23 protein-coding genes are annotated in these 26,654 nt (G+C 48.8%); 10 read left to right on the top strand and 13 right to left on the bottom strand.

Translation table 11 applies throughout. The annotated features are described in order from the left end of the window. Nucleotides 1-10 precede the first annotated feature (10 nt). The 4 genes from ACFSUS_RS27840 to ACFSUS_RS27825 form a co-directional block, all read right to left on the bottom strand. The gene (locus ACFSUS_RS27840; protein ID WP_381528184.1) at nucleotides 11-2,434 is read right to left on the bottom strand and encodes a TonB-dependent receptor domain-containing protein; all 2,424 of its coding nucleotides are present in this window, start codon (nucleotides 2,432-2,434) and stop codon (nucleotides 11-13) included. Next, complete coding sequence (locus tag ACFSUS_RS27835) at nucleotides 2,412-3,761, bottom strand: HTTM domain-containing protein (RefSeq protein WP_381528182.1); 1,350 nt, start codon at nucleotides 3,759-3,761, stop codon at nucleotides 2,412-2,414. The genes ACFSUS_RS27840 and ACFSUS_RS27835 overlap by 23 nt, the downstream gene beginning before the upstream one ends. A 15-nt stretch (nucleotides 3,762-3,776) precedes the next feature. After that, nucleotides 3,777-4,940 carry an imelysin family protein gene (locus ACFSUS_RS27830; protein ID WP_381528180.1) on the bottom strand — a complete coding sequence of 388 codons (1,164 nt, stop codon included), beginning with the start codon at nucleotides 4,938-4,940 and terminating at the stop codon, nucleotides 3,777-3,779. Between the two features lie 71 nt (nucleotides 4,941-5,011). After that, entirely contained in the window at nucleotides 5,012-6,184 is a 1,173-nt protein-coding gene (locus tag ACFSUS_RS27825) for a DUF4856 domain-containing protein (protein ID WP_381528178.1), read from the bottom strand. Nucleotides 6,185-6,626: 442 nt separating this feature from the next. Between ACFSUS_RS27825 and ACFSUS_RS27820 the strand changes: the two genes are divergently transcribed. After that, on the top strand, nucleotides 6,627-7,052 hold the full coding sequence (locus ACFSUS_RS27820; protein ID WP_381528176.1) for a hypothetical protein: 426 nt from the start codon (nucleotides 6,627-6,629) through the stop codon (nucleotides 7,050-7,052). A gap of 185 nt (nucleotides 7,053-7,237) precedes the next feature. Here ACFSUS_RS27820 and ACFSUS_RS27815 read toward each other — a convergent pair whose 3' ends face one another. Next, nucleotides 7,238-9,205 (bottom strand): SPFH domain-containing protein, encoded by a 1,968-nt coding sequence (locus ACFSUS_RS27815; RefSeq protein WP_381528174.1) that lies wholly within the window; start codon nucleotides 9,203-9,205, stop codon nucleotides 7,238-7,240. Nucleotides 9,206-9,438: 233 nt separating this feature from the next. Then, nucleotides 9,439-10,875: a BamA/TamA family outer membrane protein gene (locus ACFSUS_RS27810; RefSeq protein WP_381528172.1), complete on the bottom strand. Its 1,437-nt coding sequence runs from the start codon at nucleotides 10,873-10,875 to the stop codon at nucleotides 9,439-9,441. Between the two features lie 119 nt (nucleotides 10,876-10,994). On the opposite strand from ACFSUS_RS27810, the gene ACFSUS_RS27805 reads away from it, so the two are divergent. Continuing rightward, complete coding sequence (locus tag ACFSUS_RS27805) at nucleotides 10,995-12,371, top strand: MFS transporter (RefSeq protein WP_381528169.1); 1,377 nt, start codon at nucleotides 10,995-10,997, stop codon at nucleotides 12,369-12,371. Nucleotides 12,372-12,455: 84 nt separating this feature from the next. Beyond that, nucleotides 12,456-13,394: a carbohydrate kinase family protein gene (locus ACFSUS_RS27800; RefSeq protein ID WP_381528166.1), complete on the top strand. Its 939-nt coding sequence runs from the start codon at nucleotides 12,456-12,458 to the stop codon at nucleotides 13,392-13,394. A gap of 53 nt (nucleotides 13,395-13,447) precedes the next feature. Here the strand turns inward: ACFSUS_RS27800 and ACFSUS_RS27795 are convergent, their stop codons facing one another. After that, on the bottom strand, nucleotides 13,448-14,071 hold the full coding sequence (locus ACFSUS_RS27795) for a transposase (protein ID WP_381528164.1): 624 nt from the start codon (nucleotides 14,069-14,071) through the stop codon (nucleotides 13,448-13,450). Between the two features lie 285 nt (nucleotides 14,072-14,356). Here ACFSUS_RS27795 and ACFSUS_RS27790 point away from each other — a divergent pair, with 285 nt between their 5' ends. Continuing rightward, complete coding sequence (locus ACFSUS_RS27790) at nucleotides 14,357-15,757, top strand: S8 family peptidase (RefSeq protein WP_381528162.1); 1,401 nt, start codon at nucleotides 14,357-14,359, stop codon at nucleotides 15,755-15,757. Between the two features lie 31 nt (nucleotides 15,758-15,788). On the opposite strand, the gene lgt is transcribed toward ACFSUS_RS27790, so the two are convergent. After that, a complete protein-coding gene (gene lgt, locus ACFSUS_RS27785) occupies nucleotides 15,789-16,643 on the bottom strand; it encodes a prolipoprotein diacylglyceryl transferase (RefSeq protein ID WP_381528160.1) in 855 nt (284 codons plus the stop codon). A 98-nt stretch (nucleotides 16,644-16,741) separates the two neighbouring features. Here lgt and yidD point away from each other — a divergent pair, with 98 nt between their 5' ends. The 3 genes from yidD to ACFSUS_RS27770 all read left to right on the top strand — a co-directional run bounded on the left by yidD (nucleotide 16,742) and on the right by ACFSUS_RS27770 (nucleotide 17,972). After that, entirely contained in the window at nucleotides 16,742-16,951 is a 210-nt protein-coding gene (gene yidD, locus ACFSUS_RS27780; protein ID WP_381528198.1) for a membrane protein insertion efficiency factor YidD, read from the top strand. Between the two features lie 138 nt (nucleotides 16,952-17,089). Then, a complete protein-coding gene (locus ACFSUS_RS27775) occupies nucleotides 17,090-17,467 on the top strand; it encodes a co-chaperone GroES (RefSeq protein WP_381528158.1) in 378 nt (125 codons plus the stop codon). A 124-nt stretch (nucleotides 17,468-17,591) separates the two neighbouring features. Then, a complete protein-coding gene (locus tag ACFSUS_RS27770) occupies nucleotides 17,592-17,972 on the top strand; it encodes a DUF4174 domain-containing protein (RefSeq protein WP_381528156.1) in 381 nt (126 codons plus the stop codon). 111 nt (nucleotides 17,973-18,083) lie between these two features. On the opposite strand, the gene ACFSUS_RS27765 is transcribed toward ACFSUS_RS27770, so the two are convergent. Next, nucleotides 18,084-20,054 (bottom strand): sialate O-acetylesterase, encoded by a 1,971-nt coding sequence (locus ACFSUS_RS27765; protein WP_381528153.1) that lies wholly within the window; start codon nucleotides 20,052-20,054, stop codon nucleotides 18,084-18,086. Between the two features lie 116 nt (nucleotides 20,055-20,170). Between ACFSUS_RS27765 and ACFSUS_RS27760 the strand changes: the two genes are divergently transcribed. Then, a complete protein-coding gene (locus ACFSUS_RS27760) occupies nucleotides 20,171-21,058 on the top strand; it encodes an NmrA family NAD(P)-binding protein (RefSeq protein ID WP_381528151.1) in 888 nt (295 codons plus the stop codon). Between the two features lie 4 nt (nucleotides 21,059-21,062). Here ACFSUS_RS27760 and ACFSUS_RS27755 read toward each other — a convergent pair whose 3' ends face one another. Further along, nucleotides 21,063-21,938: a hypothetical protein gene (locus tag ACFSUS_RS27755; protein WP_381528149.1), complete on the bottom strand. Its 876-nt coding sequence runs from the start codon at nucleotides 21,936-21,938 to the stop codon at nucleotides 21,063-21,065. A 256-nt stretch (nucleotides 21,939-22,194) separates the two neighbouring features. After that, nucleotides 22,195-22,737: a DUF2911 domain-containing protein gene (locus ACFSUS_RS27750; protein ID WP_381528147.1), complete on the bottom strand. Its 543-nt coding sequence runs from the start codon at nucleotides 22,735-22,737 to the stop codon at nucleotides 22,195-22,197. A gap of 156 nt (nucleotides 22,738-22,893) precedes the next feature. On the opposite strand from ACFSUS_RS27750, the gene ACFSUS_RS27745 reads away from it, so the two are divergent. Further along, nucleotides 22,894-24,714, top strand: coding sequence for an acyl-CoA dehydrogenase (locus ACFSUS_RS27745; RefSeq protein WP_381528145.1), 1,821 nt, complete (start codon nucleotides 22,894-22,896; stop codon nucleotides 24,712-24,714). A 43-nt stretch (nucleotides 24,715-24,757) separates the two neighbouring features. Here ACFSUS_RS27745 and ACFSUS_RS27740 read toward each other — a convergent pair whose 3' ends face one another. After that, on the bottom strand, nucleotides 24,758-24,970 hold the full coding sequence (locus tag ACFSUS_RS27740; RefSeq protein ID WP_381528143.1) for a hypothetical protein: 213 nt from the start codon (nucleotides 24,968-24,970) through the stop codon (nucleotides 24,758-24,760). After that, nucleotides 24,967-25,446: a DUF6932 family protein gene (locus ACFSUS_RS27735; RefSeq protein ID WP_381528141.1), complete on the bottom strand. Its 480-nt coding sequence runs from the start codon at nucleotides 25,444-25,446 to the stop codon at nucleotides 24,967-24,969. The genes ACFSUS_RS27740 and ACFSUS_RS27735 overlap by 4 nt, the downstream gene beginning before the upstream one ends. 109 nt (nucleotides 25,447-25,555) lie before the next feature. Between ACFSUS_RS27735 and ACFSUS_RS27730 the strand changes: the two genes are divergently transcribed. Then, nucleotides 25,556-26,593: a YheT family hydrolase gene (locus ACFSUS_RS27730; RefSeq protein WP_381528139.1), complete on the top strand. Its 1,038-nt coding sequence runs from the start codon at nucleotides 25,556-25,558 to the stop codon at nucleotides 26,591-26,593. The last annotated feature ends 61 nt before the right edge of the window (nucleotides 26,594-26,654 follow it).

Raw genomic sequence — 26,654 nt, 5'->3', positions numbered from 1 at the left:
ACTTGTTTGATTACAGCTTTACTTGCAAGGTTACGTAAACGCTTCGGCCGTCGGACGGAAGAATTCCCGGTCCTGGATACCCCGTGGCCCGGCGCGTGAAGTATACCCGGTCAGCTAGGTTATTCAAACTGCTTTCGAGCCGAAACCGGCGGAATTGATACGATACGCTGGCATCCATAATCGCATAGGCCGGAATCAGGCCAATTACCGCCGACACGCCCCCTTCCCGAGCGTTGGTTGCATCCGAAAACTGATCCGACAAATAGGTATATTGAAACGATGCCTTAAGGTTTTTGTAGCCCAACCGCACCCCGCTTTTCAGATTAACATTAGGCACAAACTCGACTTGTTTGCCCGCTACGCCCGGAATTTCGCTTGCCTGATAGGTAGAATGAATTAGTGCTACGTTAGCAAACACCACTCCACTTAGGTTTGTATTCAATGGGTTGGCCATTCGTAACAAGTCACCCTCGGCATAAGACTCTACCCCCATAATAATGGCTTGGCCTATATTCCCCCGACGACGCAGGACCCGGTCGTTTTCGTCGTAAAATTGTACCTCGCCAATGCGGTTGTTGTAGTTGAGTAAGAACGCGCTCACATCAAAACTATACAAGGTCGTTTGCACGCTCCGAACGCCTAGGTCAAGTGAGTACCCTTTTTCGTCCTGTAGATTAGGATCGATCACCGATGATGGATTAGCGATCCGCATATCGCTAAATGTAATCGATCGATAGTTCTGCGACAGGTTACCGTAAATATCTAACCACGGTGTAGGTTTATAGCTAATGCCAAGTCCACCCAGTACAAACTGGCGACCGTTGGTGCGGAACTCGTTCGTTCGGGTCGCATTGATGATGTTGCCCGCCAGATCACGCGTAATGGTACCGTAAAAACCGTTGGCCGTCGTATATATATACTCATAGCGAAGGCCCGGTGTGATTGACAATTTATCGCCTACGTACAGAATATTTTCGGCAAAGGCCGATACGTTGCGATTCGGGAATCGGTAATCCGACGATATGGCCTGGTCAGTGTCGATGAAATTGAAATTGGCGTCTTTTCCGGTACTGCCCAGCCCCTGAATACTGTGGTTGAAGCCGTGATAGTAACGGCTTCCAACCAACAAGACCGACTGCTTACCGCCAAGATTATATCGCTTTAAATACCGGGCTTCGGCACCCCAGTTAGTAAAATCGCCTTTGATCAAATCCCGCTCACTGTTGTCGTCAACGCTGGCAACGCGGTTGGGACGGAAGCCAAGTGAATACCGATAGGCCGACAGCCCAAACAGCCGCAAATTGACTTCGTTACCGGAGTTAAACTTGTGATCAAGATGCAGGGCAGGCATAGTCCAGTTTACTTTAAACCAGTTGCGCTCCCGATTACTTTGCCGGGCGTTCTGCCGGAACATTTCGTCGGTCAACCCGCCCGGCTGTTGCGCCAGGTAACTCATTTGGGTTAAATCAATCCCTAATGTCGTTTTCTCCGAGACGCGGTAATCAACGTCGGCATAGGCGGTATAATTTGTAAAGTGTGAGTTAGGCCGCCAGCCATTGCCTTGCTTGTACTGAAAAAACGTATAATAGCTGAGCTTGCCCACAGTGCCGCTTAGACTGGTGAAAGCGTTGTAAAAACCGAAAGATCCAACGGTTTGCCGGGCAATGAGTTCAATTTTCTGATCAGCAACGGGCTTTTTCATAACGAAGTTAAGCAACCCACCAAACTGCGTTCCGTACTGGAGCGAAGCTGCTCCGCGTACTACCTGAATGCGTCCGACTCCCTCAACAGGTGGCGTGTAGTAGCTTTCGGGGTAGCCTAAGGCGTCGGCACTGATGTCGTAGCCATTCTGACGTACGTTAAAATTTGACGTTCGGTTAGGGTCTAGCCCGCGTCCGCCAATGCTTAGTTGCAGCCCCGCTCCTTCGTTTTCCCAGATGTTTAGCCCCGCTACCCGAGCGTAAATCTGACGGGCGTTGTTAGTCGAGAGATTAGCCACCAGTTGTTCAGGAATGATCACCTCCGACTTCTTTCCTTCGTAAATGCCCATACTTTCAACGCCCCGCATTCGGGTAAATCCAAAGTCTGACTGCTGATCCGTTACAACAACTTCACTGAGTGTTTCGGTCCGGCTCAGTAGCATAACGACAATGTTCAGATCCCGGTCAGCAAGATTGGTGGTCACACTGGCCGCTTTAAATTCGGGGTGGCTCGTATGAATTACGTAACGGCCCGACGGCAAGTTTAGAAAACGGAATTGCCCCAGGCTATCCGTCACAGTGGAGCGCTTGCCATTATTGAGGTATACGGTACACCCTGTAACGGCCACGCTATCAGTAAGCGCCTGTACTTTGCCAGACAGCTGAAATTGAGCCAGCACGGCCGAAGAACTAAGCCAGATGGCTAAAAAACTAAAAACCAAAAATTTCGTCATCGAAGGAAGTAATCCAGGATTTGGGAGCAAACGAGTCGTGTTCGTTCGCTAGATTGATCGTTGGGTCAATGAGTGGTTTCCCAAGACGACCATTAAGCGCCACATATGAGTCTACATACACCTCAGGTTTATGAAATCCACGTCGCGAGAACTCATCACGTAACAAATGCGCATACTGCAATAGCATGTCGGGTTGCGTACTCATCATTTTCTCCTGCAAGGGCGTCAGAAATTCTGTGTTATTCACAATGACCCGCTTACCCGCGTTGTCTTTGACCGTAAACTGGGCATATCCGGCTTTTTCCATGAGCATGACCCGCCACGAAAAGCGGTAGCCCTGCTCGGTCCAGAATAGTTCACCCGGATATAGCCGATACCGGAACGGCAGCACCAATTGCACGGCGAAGAAAACTGTGAGACCGCTCAACAGCAATTTTTGAGTAAGAGGTTGAAACGCATAGGTTCGATGAGGGCTAAGAAACGCAACTGGTAACGACAACCATCTGCCAATCTGACGAATCAGCATCCGGTGAAAATTTGGCGAGAAAAAAATCAACGCCGTTACGATCATGATATACGGAAACATACCTATAGGAAACAAAACGGCCGTTAGTCCGTGAAACACGACTACGGCTGCGTAGGCCCAGGGGCGCGTGCGCCGGTTCCAAAGCAGAAAGGGAATGCTGAGGTCGTAAAGACAGCTAAACCAGCTAAATAGGTAATGAATCCAGGAGTAATTAAACAAGAAACCAATAATGGGCATGTCGTTACGTGCCGGTAGCCATATTCGTAAGGGTAAAGCCTCCAGCAGCCAGTCACTATTCAGCTTTGCCACGCCAGCAAATAAATACAGCAAAGCCACTAGCAATTTCACAGAATCTAGACACCAGGCAGGAATCTGACCAGAGAGCAATGCCCAACGACGGTACGCATCGACCGAAAAATAAGCATGGGCAGGTAAGAAGATCAGTAATAAACAAACCAGGCTAGTAAAATAGTAGTGATTGAGGTACGTCGTTTTGTCGATTAGTTCGATGTAGGTAAAGCTCAAAAATAAGCTCACCGCCGACAGGCGATAGAACAACCCCAGCGCCACAAACAACGCCGACACGCCACAAACCGCAAAGAGCCCGTAAGTATACGGGCCCAGCGGCTTGATAAATTCAAATCCGTAGAAGGAAAAGAAAAAATGGGGTTTGATATACAGCTCGTCAATCCAGCCTTTGCTCCAGAAGCGAATAACGCTCCCGAAAAGCATGAGTCCGAAGGCCAGCCGAAACACGGCTAACGGAGCCGCCGACGTTGTTTTTTGAACGTACCCCTGCATATTATTCAGGGTTGGTTAATCGCCGTCGTTATCTGTATAAGTAATCGTGATGCTCATAGCTGTTGTCATGTCTACTTTGAGCATCCGGACGGCTTTCTGCATCTCGGTGTACACCTGCACTACAGCCGCATCGTTGGTTTTTACTTCGTCATACAGGTTATTCTTCAACGAATTGAGTTGCTGCGTGCTGGAAGCAAACTGAGCGTTGACAATGTCAACCAACGACGTACCTGTGCGGCTATCTTTTGCCCCAAGCCCGTTTAGATACGTTTTCAGGCTGGGACCTTCCTGCCCCGTTTTTACGCTTTTGCCATTGAAGAAATCAACAAAAGCCTGGTGAGCCGTTTTGGCCAGCGGCAACGACAGATCTTTCTTGTAATAGGCCTCTACTTTCTCGGGGGCGGGTGTACCATTGGTCATTGCACCTGATGGAATGCCAATCTTGCCCGACCGGATGTAGCGCTCATAATGCAACACATACCCATTGACCAGCTTGGAGGTCGAACAGCCCGCGTTTAGAGCCGTGCAGTTAACGAACGTATCCCGATAACCGGTTGTCCATTCGGAATACACCTTCGTGAACATATCGTTCATCTGGCCAGTGAGTCGCTTGAGATAAGCCACCCGTTTGGCGGCATCGGCAGCGGTGGTGTATCGCGCCACAATCGCATCATCGGTCTGACCCAGGCCGTTGATCATGTAATCCATTGCCGGAAAGCCTTGTTTTGGGTAAGAAGCAGGCACTTCAAATGTTCCTGATCCGGCAGCCACATACGCTTCAATACCAGCCACGTCAGTTGGGTAGATATTGAAGAAATTGCGAAGTGTATACTGCTCAGCGGGGCCAACGTCGAACAGTTCAACTTTTTGCCATTCAGTATAGGCATCAACCCAGGCTTGCCGCAAATCTGTCAGCGATGCTTTGTCAGGTTTGGTTGCAAAGGCATCCGACTTAGCAAGCATCACATCGAACTTTGTTTTGAAGTTGGCGTAGCTCGGTATGATAATGTTATCAGCAATGTTAGTCAGCATAGCCTTGCGGTCGCTGCTTGCCTGATCGGTTGGATTGGTCGGGTTAGTTGGCGTTACGGAATCAGTATTCTCGTTTGACGAACAGGCCCACAACAAGCCAAGGAACATACCGACTACTGCAATCTTTTTCGCGATGAATTGTGTCATGACGTAAAAAAGGCTAGAGCGGTACGTTAAGCACCGCTCTATATACGTTAATAGTGAACCGATTACGTATTTTATCCAGCTATGTTAAACTTAGTCTTGATGGCTGTAGCAGCGGCATCAATCTTTGTGTTTGTCAGACCCCAGAAACCATTGGGAACCGAATACACCAGGTTGTTCAGAATGGTATCGGAAAAGGCAGCATCGGCACCGTTCACCTTAGCATATCGTAGACTGTAAATGAAGCCTAGACCTTCGCCAATGGCATGAGCACGAGCCGCGTCGGTTGTGCCCGTCTTCCACTTGCCTAAGTAACCAAGGGCAGCGCCGGCCACCGCTTTTTCCATGGCCGAGCGAATGATAGCCGCCTGCGCTTTCAGGGTCGTCAGGTCATTATTGACAATCGCTGCGCGCCCTTTCAGCAGGGCGGGATATATTTTAGGGAAATCTTCTTTGTTGTATTCCCAGATGTACGAACCGATGAAGCTCTCGCCTGATGAAGTTGCCGTAGCTTTGGCGCCGTAAATTGGGTTGGCCGTCAGAATGCCGTAAGCCTCATCCCAATTCTGCTCCAACTGCGTATACTTTTTGCCAGCAACCAACGTGGAATTGTCAGCCGAAAGACCCTTATCGCTCAGCAGTACGTTACCAATGTAATCCATCTGGAACGCACCAATCAGGGATTTCTGGATGATTTGTCCCCATTCGATGCCTTTTTCATCGACCAGGTATGTACCCAGTTTACCGGCTTTACCTTCCGAAGCCGTAGCCGAAACAGATTTGCTGGCAGCAGCGATGGCGGGGAAGCCTGCTTCAATAGTCTGACGCTCTTTTTCCGCTTCAGCAGCCGGTAGCGACGAGGCCGTTACGTTACGCAACTGAACACCTGAACTGTTTAAAGCAGCATTGGCTGTTCCAGAAAATGGACTGCCCGTGTTGGCAAACATATTTTTGAGCACGTTTGCATCAAGCGTTGCTCCTGTGCCAACCGCCGTACCGTTATAAGTATTGATGGCCCGAAACATCGACAACCGAGCGCTGCCTGTTGTGAGATCAACCGTTTTAGTGCCAGTGTCGTCCACGAAGAAATTGGCGTAGGTTGTAGTGTCTGTCAGTTTCGCGTAATCAACAGACTTACGCAATTGCGGACTAGTTGGAGGAACAATCGGATTTTCTTCCGAACAGGCCGATAAACCAACGGCTAAAACAACAGGAACGATTGGTAAGAGCAGAGAACGTTTGAACATTGATAGCTTGCTTTAACTTTTTGTGCTGCAAAGCTAAGCGCTATTTAGACTAATTATAAAACGTTGCTTTATTTTTTTGTTAACTAGTGTATGCTGTCCTGCTTATTTCCCGAGAATGTTAGCCATTCGTTGAGAGGGTTAGCAAGGAGCATCTAGTGACAATAACGGAAAAGAGGTATTAACGACTTTGCAACTGGGCTATTTTCAAAAGCAAAAGCCGTGGCCTTTTTAGATGAACTGCTGGCCAATGTCGCGTTTCAGAGAATCAAATCGTATCCTTTGTATCCAGAATAGGTCCAACTTAGAACGTAACTACCTGAACAATAATAGTTTAATGAAGCACATTAGGAAAGAAGGGCCCCTGTAAACAGTGCTACTTGGGTACTGCCGTGCTCTGTGTTTACCTTTGTAACTTCACATCACATTCTGGTCATTTTGATTCATGGCAAGCTTTGAGTGGATACTCCAGCCACCCCAATCCCATCAGTACACGTTTTTAGTTGATGACCTTAACCCCTCGGCTACCTACGGCCTCACGACGGACCCAGACAAGTTTAATTATAACCGAGGGCTCATGGGCGTCAACTTCAACCTGGAAGTGGGCATGAACACCGCCCTGGCCAAAGAAGGAGTTTCGGCCGTCTTGCCGCTAGGACGGTACGTTACCATCTTTCAAATCAGTGGCCAGGAAGACGGCGGGTCAATGACCTTCCTTGACTATCAGATTAACCTGTCTCCCCCTGAGCTAAAAACACTGCTTTCTGGTGCCTTCGCGCCCGAGCTGGTCACAGCTTGTATGGAACTGAAGGAGTTACTGAGAGCGGACTTCTCACCGTCTGATGACATCGTACGGCTGGAGAAGATCTAACCAATCAGGTGATTTAAACTTGGGTAAGCTTGCCTGAGATGTCTTAGGTTATGTTTATACCGGCATCGCAGTAACACCGCACGCAGTAAAAATTCAAGTTGGTCACTGCGTGCGGGTTCATTTCAGCACAAGTACCTAGGCCTGCAACAAAATGGCCGGTAAAATACCGGCCATTTTAAGTATGCTTACTCTTTTTCTTTAGCGATTACAGTATCGGTGGACTTCGCTACGTCAACGATTTTTATAGACTTGCCCGTTTTTCGTTCCTCAATCTGTTCAAGCAGTTTTAAGCCCATCAGTCCATTCATCGATCCATCCGTGCCATTGCCTGACCCATTAATGACAATGTCTGGAATCACACGGATCTGGCCCTTGCCGATTTCCTCAGTGATTTTGAAGCGAGTGAAGTTTTCTTCGCCCATCGCTTTGACCTGTAGCTCATACGCTTCGGCCGTCGAGCGACCAATGGCCAGGATTTTCTCAGCTTCGGCGGCACCGGTCTTGGCAATACGTTCGGCTTCGGCATCAGCGGTCAGCTTGGTAGCCTCCGCATCAGCAGCTGCCTGTCGGCGACGTGCTTCAGCATTGGCCTCCGCCCGAATCTTAGTAGCTTCCGACTCGGCCCCAACCTGTAGTTTTAAGCTACGGGCCTCTCCTTCCGACTTCTTCACGGCAGCATCGGCGGTACGTTGCGCAATCTCGACACTTTGCTGAGCTTTCACCACTTCGCGCTGGATGTCGGCCAGGGCTGTCTCCCGCTCCATCCCCTGCCGCTTTTCCTGCGCCATTCGCTGAGTTTCGTAGGTCTTTTCTTCCTCCTGCGCAATCTTCCGATCAGTCAGGGTCTTCATTAAGCTGTCGGGTGGTACAATATCACCAATGAGCGTGTCCACAGCGTTGACGTTGTAGACCTCCAGCACCTGGCGGATATGTTCGCGGGCCGCTTCCTGCCGTTCTTTTCGGGTACTCAGGAAGGCAATCACATCGGAGTCCTGGGCGGAGTTACGGAAATAGTTACCAATTGTTGGCTCCAGTACCTGCGATACGAGGTTTGTCATACTACCAAAGCGGGCAATCACTTTAGGCGCTTCAACCGCCGGAATGTGAATGATCTGCGCTACGTCGAGGTTAAAGGGGAAACCGTCTTTCGAACGGACCGTAATGGTCGACAGGTTGCGATCGAGCGCGTGGGCTTCGGTACGGGCATTGGCCCAGTTCAGCACCAGATTTGTGGTTGGTACGCCCTCGACCTTCATGGTATACGTATTGATAGGGTACTTACCCGGTCCCAGCGGCTCCATCCAGACACCGCGGAAGCCCCGTTGAACGATATTACCATGCTTGAACGACTCGCCCGTTACATCAACGCCATCTTCACCAATGTAAGAGATAACTACCCCAACATGACCGATGGGCACTTCAGTCATGGGGATTTCTTCAATTTGCACCGCCCAGGGGTTGATGTAGTACGAGCCAGCCAGCACCACCTGCGGCTGAAGTCCCCGATTTCCCCCATTTTGCAGGAAGAAGTCAATATTCTGGAAGTTGTTGTGCCCTTCGACCTGCCGACCCGCAATTTGTCCCGGTTGCAGCGGAGCACCATCGAGGGTTGTAATGATACCGACCATGTTTTCTTTGATCACAGTCATATCAGCAATCGTGATGGTAAAGGCAAAGGTGTTGATACGGTACGTTCCAGGGGTTAAAAGGCTGGTTTGACGCCCCTTCTGACCGCCACTGCTTAAGAAGCGTTCGGTATCCTGAAAATTGTCGGAGTCTACACGCCGAGCCAGAATGTTACCCGTGGGCAATTCAGCTCCGTCGTTTGACAAAACCAGACCGATTTTACCTTCCGGAATCACCGTGAACGGCTGCATGGTGATGCCATACTGCCACGGCCACATCCACCAGTAGAGTCCCGGCGCGAGCGCCTGCGCTTGATAACCAGCTTCGCCTTTGGTAGCGATAATCCGGCCGTCGGGCAGACCGCGATCATTGCCGACGAGTACGTACTTTTTGGTTACCAGACCGATCCGGTCTTCGGGCACGATGACCATACCGAACAAAAAGCGAAGAACCCATTTGTATAATACAACAGCCACAACGAGCACGATTATCCATGCCCAGCTTGACATTAGGGGTAAAAACTCCATAACAAGAAAGGTTTATTTGGTTAAGATGGTTGAAAGGTACGCGGAAATCTGGCCCGGGAACCAACCCGCTTAGTAACCGGAAAAAGAAGACGGAGCGCCTACATTGGAAGAGAGATAAGTCTGTTGAATTGACTCATCAAATGTACAGATCACTCCTAAACTGGTATACTACAATTGGACGATTGGTTGCCGGATGGCCGGATTGGATACGGGAATTGATGAGTGGCTGGTCCTCAGAGCTCTTGGGATAAATTAAAGAAGAAGCCCGTTTTCCCCTGGGCATTGATGGTGCCCGTAAACCGGAAAACCATATTGTAGAATGTAACAACGTCGAGGCTCAACCCCGTACCGAAAAGCAGTCGGTTGGCTAGCTTGCTCTGGTATTGTTCGGCGACGGTACTGCTCACGTAACCGGCATCGGCGAACGTGGTAATATAAGCCGCAATGGGTAAGGTATTAAATTGTCGAATGTGCAGCCAATTCAACTCTTTTCGGACATTAAACAACTGGTAGCGCAAACTATTTCGCCAGGTAACTGACTGCTGCCCGTCTATAACGTAAAGGTCGTAGCCTCTAACCATTTCGGCCGAGCTACCCAAGCCCCGCAGATTAAAATAAGGCTGCCGGTTTGGCCAAGTTGTTCGGCCACGCAGGTTAGCCGCGGCATAAAAGTTCTTACCCAGCGGCCAGTATCGGGTAATGGACGCGGAGGCTTCCAGAAAGTGAAAGTTATCGCCGGGTAATAGCCCTGAAGCACTTACAATACCCGAAAACAGCGTTCCCTGTAACGGATAAACTACATTATCACGCCGGTCGTAGCGGTAGCTGTAACTCATTGACAGGTATTTCTGCATCGTGCGGCCGTCCAGAAAGTAGTCCGGATTCAGCAGGGCCACCGTATCGCCAATTGTATTCCGGTTATAACGAGTGTCGAGCGTATGATAATGATACAACCCTCGCCGGTGCGTCAGTGTCATACCAACGTACATACGCTCGCGCAGTGTCTGCTCCGATTTGACATACACCCATTTATCGGCGTTGGTACGGTATGGAATCTCGTTATTGGTCAGATAAGCCAAATCAACCCGCAAGCCTAGTTTCTGAGCCCGGTCAATATAGGGTTTAGAGTACGAGAGGACAGTGCGTTGCAGAAACCCCCGAATGATCTCAATCTGCAATCGGTCGTTGGTGCCCGTTACGTTCCGATAGCTCAACCGGCCCCCGTAAATAGTCCGGCGCAAATCGCGGCCCCGGTCGTACCACCACTCGTTGAAGTTTCGATCCGCCAGATCAAAGACGGGGTAAGCAATGAGGTACCATCGCTCTTTCATAACAATGGTTAGATCGAGTCGGGCCAGCTCGGTCGAGTCGGTTGGTGTCGTCAGGGCCGTAGCCACATCAACAGTCACGAACAGGTTGGTGTTATTTATGTTGCGTTGATCCCAGGCAATCCGGCTCGGTAAGTCAGTCAAGCGAACGGTATCGCCCACGTGCAGCGTCATCTCGCGCAGAATGATGCGGTCACGCGTTCGGTCGTTTCCTTTTAGTGTCACCGACTGAATAACAATTGACTTCGTAGAGTCAATGGCTCCGCTGGCTACGACGACTTGAGAAGACAATAGAAGTATAATCAGTAGGCTAACAAGGGCTAGCCAGTTTTTTGGAATCATTCTCAAATGTACGTCTTTACAAAAAAATAAGCCAACATTATCTCTATATCCTGCAAATTGCTACGTATTATTGTTGCCTTTTCGTTAAAGCTACGACGGCTCTCTAATTCATACAGTACATGCAAACCGAAAAAATTCAGAAGCCGACAAAGACGGCTAAACCTCGGCTAAGCTTCTGGCAAATCTGGAACATGAGTTTCGGGTTCTTTGGCATTCAATACGGTTTTGGTCTGCAACAGGCCAACATGAGTCCTATCTTCCGATACTTGAACGCCAACGAAGCCGAGATACCAGCACTCTGGCTAGCCGGGCCAGTAACGGGCCTACTGATTCAGCCGATTATCGGTGCCATGAGCGATCGAACCTGGTCACCCCGCTGGGGCCGCCGAAAACCGTACTTCCTGATTGGTGCTCTGATTGGGAGCTTTGCCCTCATCATGATGCCGAACTCATCGACCCTATGGATGGCGGCCAGCCTGATGTGGATTCTGGACTCGGGTCTCAACGCATCCATGGAGCCGTTTCGCGCTTTCATTGGTGATAAGCTAAATACGGAACAGCGTACCATTGGGTTTGCTATGCAAAGCTTTTTCGTAGGATTCGGCCAAACGCTCGCCAATTTAATGCCGCGCATTCTCCCTCTCTTCGGTCTAACAATGGTCGCAACCGGGTCAAACGCTATTCCGGATATCACCCGCTGGTCGTTTTACATTGGTGCGGTAGCCATTGTGGCGGCTGTTCTTTGGACAATGTACACCACCGACGAATATCCGCCGGAAGACATGGCTGCTTTTGAACGCGAAAAGCAAGAAGGTGGTGGTGTTCTCAAAGCGTTTACGGAGGTGTTTCATGCACTGCGCGACATGCCAACGACTATGAAGCAGCTTTGGTGGGTGAAATTCTTTACGTGGTATGGCTTGCCGCTGATGTGGCAGTATCTGTCGCTGGCCATCTCACGGCACGCGTTTAACGCACCAACCGCCCAGTCGCCCGGTTTTGAGCGGGGTATTGAGGTTGGAAACGACTGCTTTGCCTTATTTAATGTCGGCTGTTTTAGCATCTCGTTTTTCTTACCCACCATTGCCAAGCGATTAGGTCGACGTGGTACACACGCGCTGTTCTTAAGCCTTGGTGGATTAGGATTTCTTTCCATGCTACTGGGCGAAGACAAGAGTGTGTTTCTGATCGGCATGACTTTGGTAGGACTCGCTTGGGGCTCCATTCTGTCAATGCCTTACGTAATGCTGTCAACCTCCGTTCCGAGCGAGCGGATGGGTGTTTACATGGGCTTGTTTAACGGATTCATTGTAGTGCCGCAAATCATCAACATGATCACCATTCCCTTCCTGTACAATACGCTCTTGGGTGGTGATCCCCGCAATGCCTTGGTGTTGTGCGGAGTTTGCCTGCTCTTAGCGGCAGGAGCATGTTTCCTGGTGAAAGAAAACGCACAAAGTGAAGCCGCTGCTCTTCCGGTAGAACCCGGCGGAAACTAATAGTCAAACTGTTGCCTATTTTTGTCATTCCACAGCCTTATTGTTCTATTGAATGATGATGTTGCGGAATGACTTTTTCATGAGATGACCACAACCACCCGCCCTTACGCCCTGCTATCTGTTGGCGAATTACTAGCCGATTTCATTGGCCACCACGTGTCAAAAAGTTTACTCGATGCTCAGGATTTCAGGCGGTACCAGGGCGGTAGCCCTGCCAACATGGCCGCCAACATGGCCCGCCTGGGTAACCAAACGGCCCTGGTAGCCTGCGTTGGTGATGATAATGTTGGTCGATACTTAATCCGCGAAGTAGCCGAAACGGGCGTTGACACCCAGTTTGTATCCACCGATCCGCTGGAGCCAACAAGTATCGTCATTGTTTCCCGCACCGCCGGCACTCCCGATTTCATTGCGTACCGTACTGCTGACTGTCAGATTAAACCTGATCAGTTGCCCGACTCCCTGTTAGCTCAGGCTCAAATCTTCCACACAACTTGCTTTGCTCTCAGTCGTCAACCCGCCCAGGAGACCATTGTCGATGCCGCCAAACGTGCACAGGCAGCAGGTTGTCAGGTAAGCATTGATGCGAATTACGCGCCCAGCCTCTGGCCTGACCGCGATCAGGCCTGGCAAGTTTTGACTGATTACTGTTCAGCGGGAGCCCTTGTCAAGATTAGTGAAGACGATGCCGCCCGGCTTTATGGCCAAACGCAGTCAACAGAGCGAATTTTGAGCGATCTTCATCGAATGGGCGCGTTGTTGGTTTGCCTGACACTCGGCCCTGATGGTAGTTTGGTATCGTATAATGGGGGAGCGAAGCAGGCACGGATACCAGGTCGAAAAATTGACGTCGTCGACGTTACAGGAGCGGGTGATGCGTATTGGGCAGGTTTTCTGACTGCTTACCTGGATGGTTATGCTCCTGCAAACTGCGCTTATGCCGGAGCGGCTCTAGCTAAATTAAAACTAACCCGACAAGGTCCGCTGCCTAGTTCAGTCGATCGGCAGCTTTTGTACGAATAAAAACAGAGCCGAATGCCACAAATTGCTACCTGCATTCGGCTCTACTAAGTACATCATTTCAGATCACCTAATTTGGCCAGGTTGATTTCTTCAATCGTTGCTTTGAGTTTATCCATGCTAACGCCCCGTCCTTCGGCACTCACGATAAACCGTTTGTTAACCAACACCGCAATTTCGCCTGCTTTGCTGTCATTGTCGTATTTTTCATAAGACTTGTAATCTCCCATTTTACTAGTCTTTTCATAACCGTTAGCCGTTTCTTTATCGACTTCTATCACCGACCAGGCGGCCATGCCCATTAACATTCCTGTACCGCCCGCGTCTATTATCTCTAACTCAATCGTTTCACTGTTATCGTCATTGGCATATTTGCCCGTCGCTGTCGAAACGGCGAAACCTGCAGCTCCGTTTTTCTCACCTGTAGCTTCTTTACGCGCCAGTCCATCGGCATCGGCTGGCAGTAACTCTTTCAACGAACGGAAATCAACCGTCTCAACAGGTCCGTTTTTTTGCGCATCTTCAGCCTGAGCAGCCATCTCTTTCAATGCACCCAGCGCCCCAACTGCCGAGACTGATTCTTCCTCTTTCTTTTCTTCTTCCTTTGCGCTGCTACCACAACTCGTCAGTAATGCCGCTGGAAGTAGGCTGGCTAAAAGTACGTATGATTTCACATTCATAATTGATAAGGGCTTTTAGGGTTGATCTTACGAGTAGTCGCCAAAGTACACTATCTAACAAACTGCCAATCTATTTTTTGAGTAAACGCAATTGTCATGTATCTATTTAACAGCTATTCGAATATTAAAAAGTTATTAATTATGTCTATGATATACAATTAGTTACCATTTCAACATGAGCCAAATTCAAAATAAATAGAAATTTATTTTACAAAATATATTGTATAAACGGTTGTGAATAATTAACATTGAATGCTTAACGCATTTAAACATAAATAATATTTTATGAAAAAGCCATTTATCCTAACCTCTGTGAAGTATGCAGCTGCCGCGCTACTCGCATCATCCACTTTCATGGCCTGCGACCCCGTAGACGATCTGAAAACTTCACCCTCACCAAACAGTTCAGGTGCCAACGCAAAACTGGCTGCGGGCAAAGATTATGTAGAAGATGAAGTATTGATTCAATTTACGGAAGGACTTGATGAAGACACAAAACTTCAAATCTTCGACAAGATTAAAGGGCAGCGTCTTGAGAAAATTCTGACAAAACTGTTAGACAAAGCCGACAAGAAAGATGGATTAGAGTTAGTGAAAATCAAAAAAGGTGTGCTCGAAGCCATTGCGGAATTACAGGGTACACCAGGCATTGAATTCATTGAACCGAACTATATCTATACGCATGCCGCTACGGCCAGCGATCCTTATTACACAAATGGATCACTGTGGGGCATGTATGGACCCAACACCTCACCGGCTAATCAGTACGGTAGTAATGCTGCAGCGGCCTGGGCAGCTAACGTCACCGGATCGGCAAACGTCTACGTCGGTATCATTGACGAAGGTGTACAACTTACCCACCCCGACCTGAGCGGCCAGGTATGGACCAACCCTAGAGACCCTGCCGACGGCGTTGATAATGACGGTAATGGGTATAGAGACGACGTAAATGGCTGGGATTTTGCCGGTAATAACAACAGTATCTACGACGGTGGTACCCGAGGGTCACAGGACGATCACGGTACACACGTAGCAGGCACCATTGGCGGGAAGGCTAACAACGGAGCCGGTGTGGTGGGCCTCAACTGGAACATCAAATTAATTTCAGCTAAGTTTTTAGGGACAAATGGCGGTACAACAGCCAACGCCATTAAAGCCGTGGATTATTTGACGAACCTTAAGAGAAGCGGAGTGAACATTGTTGCCAGCAACAACTCATGGGGTGGCGGTGGCTATTCGCAGGCGCTTTACGATGCCATCAGCCGGGCAAATGCAGCAGGCATCTTGTTTATTGCAGCAGCCGGTAATAGTGGCACTAACAACGACACATCGCCTAGCTACCCAGCCAACTATAACCTCCCTAACGTAATCTCGGTGGCAGCCATTGACCGTAACGGAGCGCTGGCTAGTTTCTCGCAGTATGGCGCCACAACAGTCGACATTGGTGCGCCGGGCGTAGGGGTTATCTCAACAACCGCTTATAACACGTACTCATCGTACAACGGTACGTCGATGGCAACGCCACACGTAACCGGAGCTGTAGCGCTTTATGCGTCTACACATCCTGGTGCCAGCGTAGCCCAGATTCGGAATGCTATCTTGTCAAGTGCGGTGCCAACGGCTTCACTTAGTGGCAAGACAGTTACGGGTGGACGCCTAGATGCCTTTGGCGCACTGTCTAAGTAACAGACTCACATTCATTTCTGACAGGGACGGCTTACACCGTCCCTGTTTTTGTTGGAGCTCTATCTTGACTCACAGGTATATTTCCTTGATTTCGGTAACCGCGAATCAGGAAGTATACACCCAGTAATACCGCGGGGATGCTCAATATCTGCCCCACGTTCAGCGGTAAGCTATCTTCAAATGGTACCTGGTTCTCTTTGAGATATTCATAGAAAAACCGTAAGCCAAATACCCAGATCAGGAAAATGCCCAGCATGCTGCCTCGTGGGGTACGCTCCTTATACCGGTTCCAAAACCATAGTAAAAAGAAGAATAGAACAAGGCATGACAGCGATTCGTAAAGCTGAGCCGGGTGGCGAGGAATTTTGGCGTACTCTGGATTATTTATAAAAATAAACGCCCAGGGCACATCCGTTGGCCGACCCACTATCTCGGAGTTCATCAGATTACCAAACCGGATACTGGCTCCTCCAAGGGCAACTGTTATAACAATACGGTCGGTTACCCACAAAAACGTCTGGCCAGTTTCGAGACTAGATTTTCGGCGCGAGTAGAGCCACAAGCCCGTCAGGATACCGATTGTTGCGCCATGACTAGCCAGCCCCCGATAAGGCGGCAGAATAACTTCGAGCGGATTTTTAAAGAGCACTTCGGGTTCGTAGAACAAAAAATGGCCAAACCGTGCCCCAAGAATAGTGGCAACGACCATGTAAATCAGTAAGGTATCAGTGTCGGCAACGGGCTTGTCTTCTTTCTTAAAAATATAGGTCATGATCTGCATACCAATCAAAAAACCTAAGGCAAACAACAAACCATACCAGCGTACGGAGAAAGAACCGATGTGAAAAATTTCGGGATCTACGTCCCAAATAACGTATTGCAGCATAACAAATCGGGGTCAAAGCCGCCTGGTTACAAACGACGGTGGGCAAAGATACGGATTGCGGGAAAGTTTTCGGGCGTTTTGGTGTTTACGAGTTCATGATGAAATCAATTCTGATCGGATTCGTAAAAGTGTATCAGGGAATCGTATCGCCTTACTTCCCCAATGCGTGCCGCTACACACCAACCTGTTCGCAATATGCCATTGAAGCCATTCGCAAACATGGTGCTATTCAGGGTGGCTGGCTTGGGTTGAAGCGCATTAGTCGTTGTCATCCCTGGGGTGGTCATGGCTACGACCCAGTACCTTAAGCGACTCAGCAAGTCAGTCAATTTATCTGTTCATTTTCGATGACTCTGACAAGTTGGCTCATTTAGGGATTCTGCCCGATTTTTGACGTATTGATTTCTTAACTTTTAGTGTGCTGCCTAGAAACGTACCGACTGATTATGATTGGAATTACTGCTGATAACAAGTTGAAACGCCTGATCATCGTGGGGGATCGGGTATTGATTAAACCTAAAGACCCAACCGATCGCACGGCTAGTGGGTTATATCTACCACCTACCGTACAGGAAAAAGAACAAGTACAGTCGGGATACGTTATTAAAGTAGGGCCTGGTTATCCGATTCCGGTACCAACCGAAGACGAACCCTGGAAAGAAACAGAGGAAAAAGTGAAATATATGCCTCTTCAGGCGCAGGAAGGCGATGTAGCTCTCTATCTACAGCGCAACGCTATTGAGTTACAGTACGAAGGTGAGCAGTACGTGATTGTACCTCAGGCGTCTATCCTGATGCTCGAACGTTCAGAAGATTTGCTTTGATGCGGCTGAAAAGTCGCTTCTTGAAAAACAAGACTGGCGGCTTTCGGGCCGCCCAACTTCAAACACTATGCGAAGCCGTTGGTTGATGAGTTTAACAGCACTCTTAATCTTGCTGACTCTTGGTATGGAAAGCATAGCAAATCAAAGTAAATCGCTCAGAGCGATATTAAACGAAAAGAAAGACCACCGGCGCGTGTTGCTGGTTTACGGCCGCGACGACGCCCAGCATTATATTATTGAACAGCAGGAAGCTCTTAATGAACAAAGAGATGGGCTAGCCGAACGCGATCTGGATGTTATTGTCCTTGTAGCGTCGCTGGTAATGGAGCCCGACCGTCAGTTCCTCATGCATGAGTACAAGCTCAATCCGTCTGACGATTTTGCCGCCTGGTTGATTGGGAAAGACGGGGGCGTGAAGCAATCCTACAAAAAGCCGGTGGCTCCTAAAGACTTATTCCAACTCATCGACAGCATGCCGATGCGCCAGCAGGAAACGAAACATTAATCTGAACCGAGATTGAGCAGATTTAAGGATTAACAAGATTTTGCTATTTACTTCCATCTATTAAAAACAAAATTCCGTTAATCCTTAAACTCCTCTTAATCCCCGTTCTGACTACTCAAACTTAACAGCCTCTGTAACACCCGGCCACGTATCGGTGCGGAAGGGTGCAGCCGGAAAGCCTTGCTGATTATACAGGTTCAGGTCGCCATTATCATCGGCCCAACCGTATCGCACGGCGACTGGCGCAGTTACCGAATCGCTGTGAACAATTACTGAATTCCCCTGTATTTCGGCTTTAGCGTAATGGAATTTCTTGTCGGCTCCGGCAACTTCAAAGCCTTTGAGATAACCGTATTTGTCTTTGGCCAGTAAGCCGCCCCCCACATGGCGAAACGTTAAGACAACCCGATTACCGTCGCTCGTCATTTTATCCAGCATTGGCCCCCGCGATGGTTCCCCGCGTCCTGCCTCATCAGCCGTTTTTTGGTAAGCAACCCGCATAGCCTCCGCAGCCAATCGTTTGCCTACATCGAGTTTATTTTTTGGATGAATATCACCCGACTCGCCAATGTCCGACGTAATAGCCATGCCAGTATTAGGTAACTGAAGCGCCATTGCCTGCGCTTCCCGCAGTTCGGCCCAGGCACTCCCCCGCTGGCTGTTGCCGTTGTTCGCATTGAAGCTCGCCAACTGAACAAACAGGAACGGAAACTCTTGTCCCCAATGCTGTCGCCAGTCCTGAATCATAAGCGGAAACGTCCGTCGATATTGATAAGCCCGACTGGCGTTGGATTCGCCCTGGTACCAGATTACGCCTGCCATAGCATAGGGAATCAGTGGGTTCACCATAGCATTAAACAGCTGAGTAGCATACGTATTTGGTCCTGGATTGTAGGACGACGCAAAGGCCTGAGCCACCCGATATTGCCACTTACCAGCCAACGGAATGGTTAATGCGCTTCCCGACAGCCGAAGCTGCTCTGCCTGGCCCAATATGCCACCTGCTGCCCCCACGTCTACAACTCGCACGGCAATCACATTCCGGCCGGGTTTCAATAAACCTTCGGGCAATGCATAGGCACGGGCCCCACGCCCTTTCATACTCCCTACCAGCTGGCCATTTACGTAGGTAGAGTCGTTGTCATCTACCGAGCCCATGTGCAGGGTGATTTTAGCGAGGTTAGCGCCTTCAGGAATGATCACATCACGCCGAAACCAGACCACGCCATCTAACGTTGGCAAGCCCCCCCACTCCCAATCCGTAGGCACGGTCATGCTTTTCCATTGGTCAACGTTATGCGCAGGATCGGCCCACGTTTGTTCTTCAGCCGCCGATGGCAAACCACCCTGCTGATTCCTCAACAAAGTTTCGATACGCTGTTTTCCGCTCTGAATCACTTCCTCGACTGAATTTGGCAGTTTAGCAGCCACGGTTTTGAGCTCAGTGTCTTGGTTTATAGCCTCGCGACTAGTCCAGGTTTCAGAATGAGTACCTCCCCAGGACGTATTGATTAATCCGATTGGTACGTTTAGCTCCTGCTGTAGTTGTTTGGCAAAAAAATAGCCGACCGCCGTATAGCCCGACGCCGTTTGAGGACTGCATACCGTCCATTCTCCATCAATGTCTTCTTTCGGTGTCAAGCTTATCGCTTTTTTAACCATAAGCTGACGAATCTTGGGGAAGTTGGCAACAGCAACTTCTTTCTGACCGTTGGCCGCAGCACCTAGTGGCCATTCCATATTTGATTGTCCCGAGCAGACCCAAACCTCACCTGTCAGCACGTCATCCAGCGTTATCGTATTTTTCTTGCCTTTCACGACCAGCTGATAGGGCCCACCGGCTTCCATTGGGTCTAGCATAACGCGCCACTTACCGTCTTTGCCAGCCTTCACTGATTTAGTTTGGCCATTCAGCGTAACAATTACCTTCTCAGCGGGATCAGCCAATCCCCACACGGGTACGGGTTTACGCCGTTGCAGCACCATGTGCGAACCAAAAACTTTGGGCAGGCGAACTTCAGCAAAGGCACTCTGTACAATAAGAATAACTGAAAGTAACGCTGTCCATCTTAAACTTTTCATGCATATTCTAGATTTAGTTATACTGTCATTTCATGAGGTAGTGCACCCTGGTCCTGATTGTAAAAAGGTAAAATAGCTATTTTATCCTTATTAAATCTATAAATCCTATTGTAAACGTGGCATCAGAACGTATCATGATTACGGGTGCCAGCGGCAACGTTGGTTTGGAGGCTCTGCGCGAGTTAATGAGACATCCCGACAAAAGTAAATTTGAGGTAATAGCAGGCGTTCGCGCACCGGCCGAATGGAAAATAAATAAGGGCGTACAACCTGATAGTTTAATTACGCTTGATTTTACCAAGCCGGATACCTCCGCTCCGGCTCTGGCGAATATCAACCGCGTGCTGCTGGTACGTCCTCCTCAATTGGCCGACGTTGATAAATTTTTCAGGCCGTTCATAGAGGCCATGAAACAGGCAGGTGTACAGCACGTAGTTTTTCTTTCGCTACAAGGCGTAGAAAGCAATCCTGTAACTCCACATCACAAAATTGAAAAGCTGATTGTCGAGTCGGGAGTACCGTTTACATTCCTGCGTCCTAGTTTCTTTATGCAAAATTTAAGCACAACCCACCAGGATGAGATTCGGCTCAGAAGCGAAATCTTTGTGCCAGCCGGTAACGGTCGTACTAGTTTTGTGGATGTTCGGGACGTTGCCGCTGTTGCCGCGCTTGCTCTTACAAGTCAGCGAGGAGAGCACTTAAACCGAGGCTACGAGTTAACCGGCTCAGAGGCTTTGACTTACGGCGAAGTGGCTCAGATCATGAGCGAAGTGCTGGGTCGGAAGATTACGTATCGTGACCCGTCTATTGTACGATTTATCTGGCAGAAATGGCACAAAGACCATACTCCCCTTGCTTTTACCATGATTATGGTTGCCCTTTACACCGTATCAAAGTTAGGGAAAGCGGCTGGACTCACGAACGAAACAGAACAGCTTTTACAACGCCCTCCCATTACGTTCCGAACATTTGTGGAGGATTACCGGGGTGCCTGGCAACCTTAGCGATTTAAAGACGCTGCCCGTTACGATGCTTACCGTTTAATTCGAGCACATTTGATAAGTTACGGCGCATGGCATATGTATACCGTAGCGTTACGCCATAGCTCATGCCCGTTCCGGAGCCCTGCAATTGAGCCTGCTCCACCACCTTACGATTGACGGAATACGTAACGTCTGTAGTTAATGAATTACCTAAGCCCCAAAATTTTCGGGCAGAAAAACCCAGATCGAAATTGTTGCTTAATCGAACGTTATATTCTGCTCCTAGTTCGGCCAAAATGGTGGCGCGGGAGTTTGTTTGGGTAGAGCTAATCAAACGTAGCGTATCAGGCGTTTCACCCCGTCCATGATATCGGTAGCCAATCAGAGAAAAACGGCCTTCCTGTTGCCCATTGTTAGGCACAAGTCCTACCCCACCGCTTAGCCAGAATCCCGAACGTAACCATGGGCCACTGGTTGACAGTATTAATCGTTTACCTCGTATGATAAGTGCATTTCGGTCGTTTGTGTAGCGAAACACCAAAGGCGAGTTCGCGTTGCTAACCGATACCTGTGAGTGGAGAGGCATGCGGGCGTAGCCAGCCTCAACCATCCATCGTTCGCGGTAAGCCCAGCCAATCACTACACTACCTCCAAACTTCGCTACCCGATCGCTCTCAATTAACCCATTAAACGAATTATCGAGGTGCGCCCGATCTGTCCGCAGGAAGCCGTCAAGGGCTATGTACCAACGGTCTCGAATGTAAGGTCCGCCATAACGCGTTAGTAGCCGACTGTATTGCCGACTACGATCGGGGAGCCGGTAATAATCGGCAACACCTTGCCCACAGGCTGGCAGCACGACTAAGCCGAGTAGTATATACAGTAAGTAGCGTTTTATCATGGGGCCGTCAGTTAACAATTACGCAAATAACGCGATAAACTGTTGTTTGTTAATCACTTATATTTATTTTAATCAACTATCAGACCGTTTTATTTATTGTTGCTACACAAATTAGAATTTAATTAGAGAAAAAACGCTTCATAGCACAAAATGACTTAAAATAACGCACTGACGTACAGAGGCTTATAAACAAACAAGCTCGACTATTCTAGCCGAGCTTGTTTAGGGATACGTTTAATAAATTTAATCTCTCACCTTAGTTTCCAGACCCGCTTCCCTGACCATGCTTCATGACGGGTACAGACACGGTCATGTTATCCCAGGCAATAGCAATGCTGTTGTTTGCTGGGGTAATAGTTAGCTTTTCAATAGGCGTTTTATTCGACGACACAGGGACTTTCACCATAGCTACGTCGCTTCCTTTAATTTTTTCGTAATCGTAGGCTCCCCACTGACCCAGTGTACTGTTTAACAATACACTCCACTCTTTTTCACCAGGAATAGTGTATAGCGTATAGGTACCGGCTTTCACCATTTTTCCGCCAAACATAACATCGTTTTTAAACGTCACTTCGGTTGCTTCGTTAGCGCCTGTCCGCCAAACCTTGCCGTATTTTTCAAGCCCATTGTCGCCAAAGATTACCCGTCCACGTTTAGATGGTTGTCCATACACTACTTTGATGTTTTTGTCAGGGCTTTCTGCAGTAACGCGCGGGCTCATCGGCGGCTTCTTATCCTGGGCCTGTATCACTGACACCATCCCAAATAGGAAAATGAAAACTGCGATTAAATTTTTCATGTGTAAAACTGTTGGTTTGTATGATTTTATAGTCGTATACGACGCAAAGTAAACGATAGTTTTAACAGAACAATATAAACATTATTCCAAAACCTGGTATTTTTACGCATATAACAGTATGCACGCATACTAATTTCTCCATTCAGCCTGTATCTAATGGCAACGACTTATTTCAGCAAGCGTAATCTGCATTTTCTGCTCCATGAAGTGTTCAAAGCAGAAGAGCTAACCAAGTATGATTATTTCAGCGCCCACGACCGCGAAACATTCAATCTTGTTCTGGACTCGGCAACTTACATTGCCGATACGCTTATACACCCCTATCTGAAGGAGGTAGATAAAAATCAACCTGAGCTTACGAACGGACAGGTTACGGTTCATCCTAAAGTAAAGGAGTTTATGAAGGCGATGGGCGAAGCCGGGCTCATCGGTGCGGGTTTCTCTTTTGACCAGGGTGGCCAGCAATTACCCCAGATGATCAGCTCGTGCGTTGGTTTTATTCTCATGGCAGCCAACAACGGGATGATGTACACGGGCTTGTCAACAGGAGCGGCCCACCTCATCACTTCATTTGGATCGCCCGAACTAAACGAATTCTATGTGCCTAATATGCTTGCCGGTAACTGGCAGGGCACCATGGCGCTGACAGAGCCACAAGCAGGGTCGTCGCTCTCAGATGTAACAACGTCAGCGACACCTCTACCCGACGGCACTTATAAAATAAAGGGACAAAAGGTGTTTATTTCGGCGGGTGACCACGACGCTGCCGATAACATCATTCACTTAATGCTAGCCCGTATTGACGGTGCTCCCAAGGGCACAAAAGGTATTTCGTTGTTTGTTGTTCCTAAATACCGCCCGGCTGTTGACGGTGTGAGTAACCATAGTTCCTTTATTGATAATGACGTTCAATCAACGGGTATATACCACAAATTAGGTCAGAAGGGCGTTCCAGCTCTGCACCTGACCATGGGTTCAGACGACAACACCATCGGTTACCTGGTCGGAGAGCCTAATAAGGGCCTTTCGTATATGTTCCAAATGATGAACGAAGCTCGGATTGGCGTGGGCATGACGGCGGCTGCAATTGCTACGGCGGCTTATTACTCAGCGCTGCAATATGCTAAAGAACGTCCGCAAAGCCGCCGATTAAACGAGAAGAACCTGCTGGATGCTCCACAAACGCCCATCATCAATCACCCCGATGTTCGGCGGATGTTGCTGTTCCAGAAAGCCATCACGGAGGGTTCTTTGTCACTACTGATCGAAGCGGCTCGACTCTATGACATTAGCCGCGTTGCCGAAGGAGAAGAAAAAGAAAACGCCTTTCTGCTACTGGACTTGCTGATGCCGGTGGCTAAGTCGTACCCATCTGAGATGGGCGTACAGTCCGTGAGTCAAAGTGTGCAGACGTTTGGCGGTTACGGCTTTACGGAGGATTTCCCGGTTGAGCAACTCTACCGTGACATTCGCATTACCCCTATTTACGAAGGTACAACAGGCATTCAGGCGCAGGATCTGTTAGGCCGGAAAATGACCATGAAGGGCGGCAAAGCTCCGCAATTGCTCTTCGCTGAGATTAGTAGAGCCATTACCGAAGCCAGTACGTTTGACGATCTGAAACCATATGCAGATCAGCTTGGTGAAGAATTGAAGCGGACGCAGGACGTAGTAATGAGCCTGATGCCGCACGCCATGAAAGGCGATACTGAACGCTACCTCGCGGATGCTACCCTGTTCCTGGAGATGTTTGGCATTGTGGTGGTAGCCTGGCAGTGGCTAAAGCAGGCTCTTGTGGCGAAACAGACCCTACTAACCCAAAACCCGCAAGGTGATGATCTGGCATTCTACGAAGGCAAGATTCACACAATGAAGTTCTTTTACCATTACGAAGTCCCCAAAACACTTGGCTTAGCCGTACGACTCAAAGACACTGAAGTCCTGACGATTGTGTCCGAGAAAGAACTGGCGTTGTAGTGCATAAGGCGAATGGCTCTCGTAGACAGGATAACCATTCGCCTTATTCGTGATGAATAACTACTTCGTGTTTGAGCTTTCCAGGTGCCATTGTCATTAGCTCGTCCAGTTCGACAAAAAGTTTACGCACTAGATGTTCGTACTGTCTCACGCCTAAGTCGGTGCCATGGGTTCGCTCTACATTGATACATTGCTTGAAGCCCGCAATCATATCTAAATGTCGACTTAAAGCTTGGGCGTACTGCTGTTCATTCATGATATATTGATGATTAAGAATCCTTTGAGGGCGTCAGGTGGTGTGCCAGACGCCTTGGTTCTCGTATATAACTGATACCACTTGGTAAGGGCAACTCTAAAGTCAGGGTATCTATAATCATCATCTGGAAATATCTCCACCAGATACGCATCTATACCCTCCCGTTCCCAACTGTCTGACCAGTAATAATCCAGCCGCTTTTTAAAATTACGGGAAAGATGCGACGGAATAAAGCTAACAACGTCTACGTCCTTAGGATTAAGCTTCTTTGTTACGAAGCTGCCATTGACCCATTGGGTAAATTCAACGCCGATTTCCTGTCGCAACATCTGGTTGTATTTTGCCCACTCCCGAAATAAGTTCTCACGGGTTTCAGAGGCTGGAAACGGTCTAACAAATTCATCATACAGATTATTCAAGGTAACGGTAAAACCTTGGGCCGGTGTCAGTAGCCCAAATTCATTGAATGTAAGCACGGTGGTAAGTTTATGGGCAAAACTATGATTTTTAGGGTTTATCAGGCACCTATTTCATAAAAGCAAGTAAGAACCCTTACCTTTGCGGCTCAATCACCCGCGCCCTGTAATGCCGCTGATTGCTTCGTCCAATTACCAGCCGCCCGCCCGCTTATGGAACGGGCACCTGCAAACCATCATTCCTTCGCTGTTCCGCAAGGTTACGGTTCCATACGTCCGCGAACGGATCGAAACAGCTGATGATGATTTTCTGGACCTGGATTGGGCGTATGCAGTAAACAGTCATCAGCCAACAGCTAACAATGAGCTGTCATTAACTGCTGGCTGTTCGTTGCCCACTGATCACTGTTTGGTTATTCTTTCGCACGGTTTAGAAGGTAGTTCAACCAGTCAGTACTTAGCGGGCATGGTAAAGCACCTTACCGAAAGCGGATTTGACTGTTTGGCCTGGCATTACCGATCGTGCAGTGGCGAGCTGAACCGCCAGCAACGGTTTTATCACATTGGCGAAACGGGTGATTTACACTTCATCACGAACTACGCGCTCTCGAAGGGCTATCAAACTGTTTACGTAATGGGCTTCAGCGCAGGCGGCAGCGTCACGCTGAAGTATTTAGGCGAGCAAGGATCGAATCTGAATACAGCCATTAAAAAAGCGGTCGTGTTCTCGGTACCGCTCGATTTGATGGGCTCGGCCCGACGGCTTGAACAGTGGGATAGCCTGGTATACAATTACCGATTTAACCGAACCCTTAAACGAAAGGTGTTGCAAAAGGCTGAAGTCATGCCAGGTGTTTTTCCGACAGCGACCGTAAAAAAAGCACGTAGCGTACGCGAGTTTGACAACTTATTTACGGCGCCACAAAACGGCTTTCGTGATGTTACTGACTACTACACGCGTAGCAGTTCGCTCCAATTTATCCCCAACATTGTCATACCAACGCTGATTGTAAACGCGAAAAACGACCCGTTTCTATCGCCCGAGTGTTTCCCGGAAAAATTAGCGCGGGAACTACCCCATATCTGGATGGAGTTTCCGGAACAAGGTGGACACTGCGGATTCCCCTCCCGAACAGGAGGCATTCATGGCACGTACTGGTCAGAAGAAAGGGCGGTCGACTTTTTAACATCGCCACCTCTTGATTAGTCCGCGGCAATTTGTTTAACGAATCAACTATTAATTGCTCCAGACCTTAATTCGGGGCTTC

It is taken from the genome of Spirosoma soli (genome assembly GCF_042684525.1).
GTDB classification, from domain to species: domain Bacteria; phylum Bacteroidota; class Bacteroidia; order Cytophagales; family Spirosomataceae; genus Spirosoma; species Spirosoma soli.
Note: the sequence above shows the minus strand (reverse complement) of the source record. Positions and strands in the feature narration are given on the sequence as shown.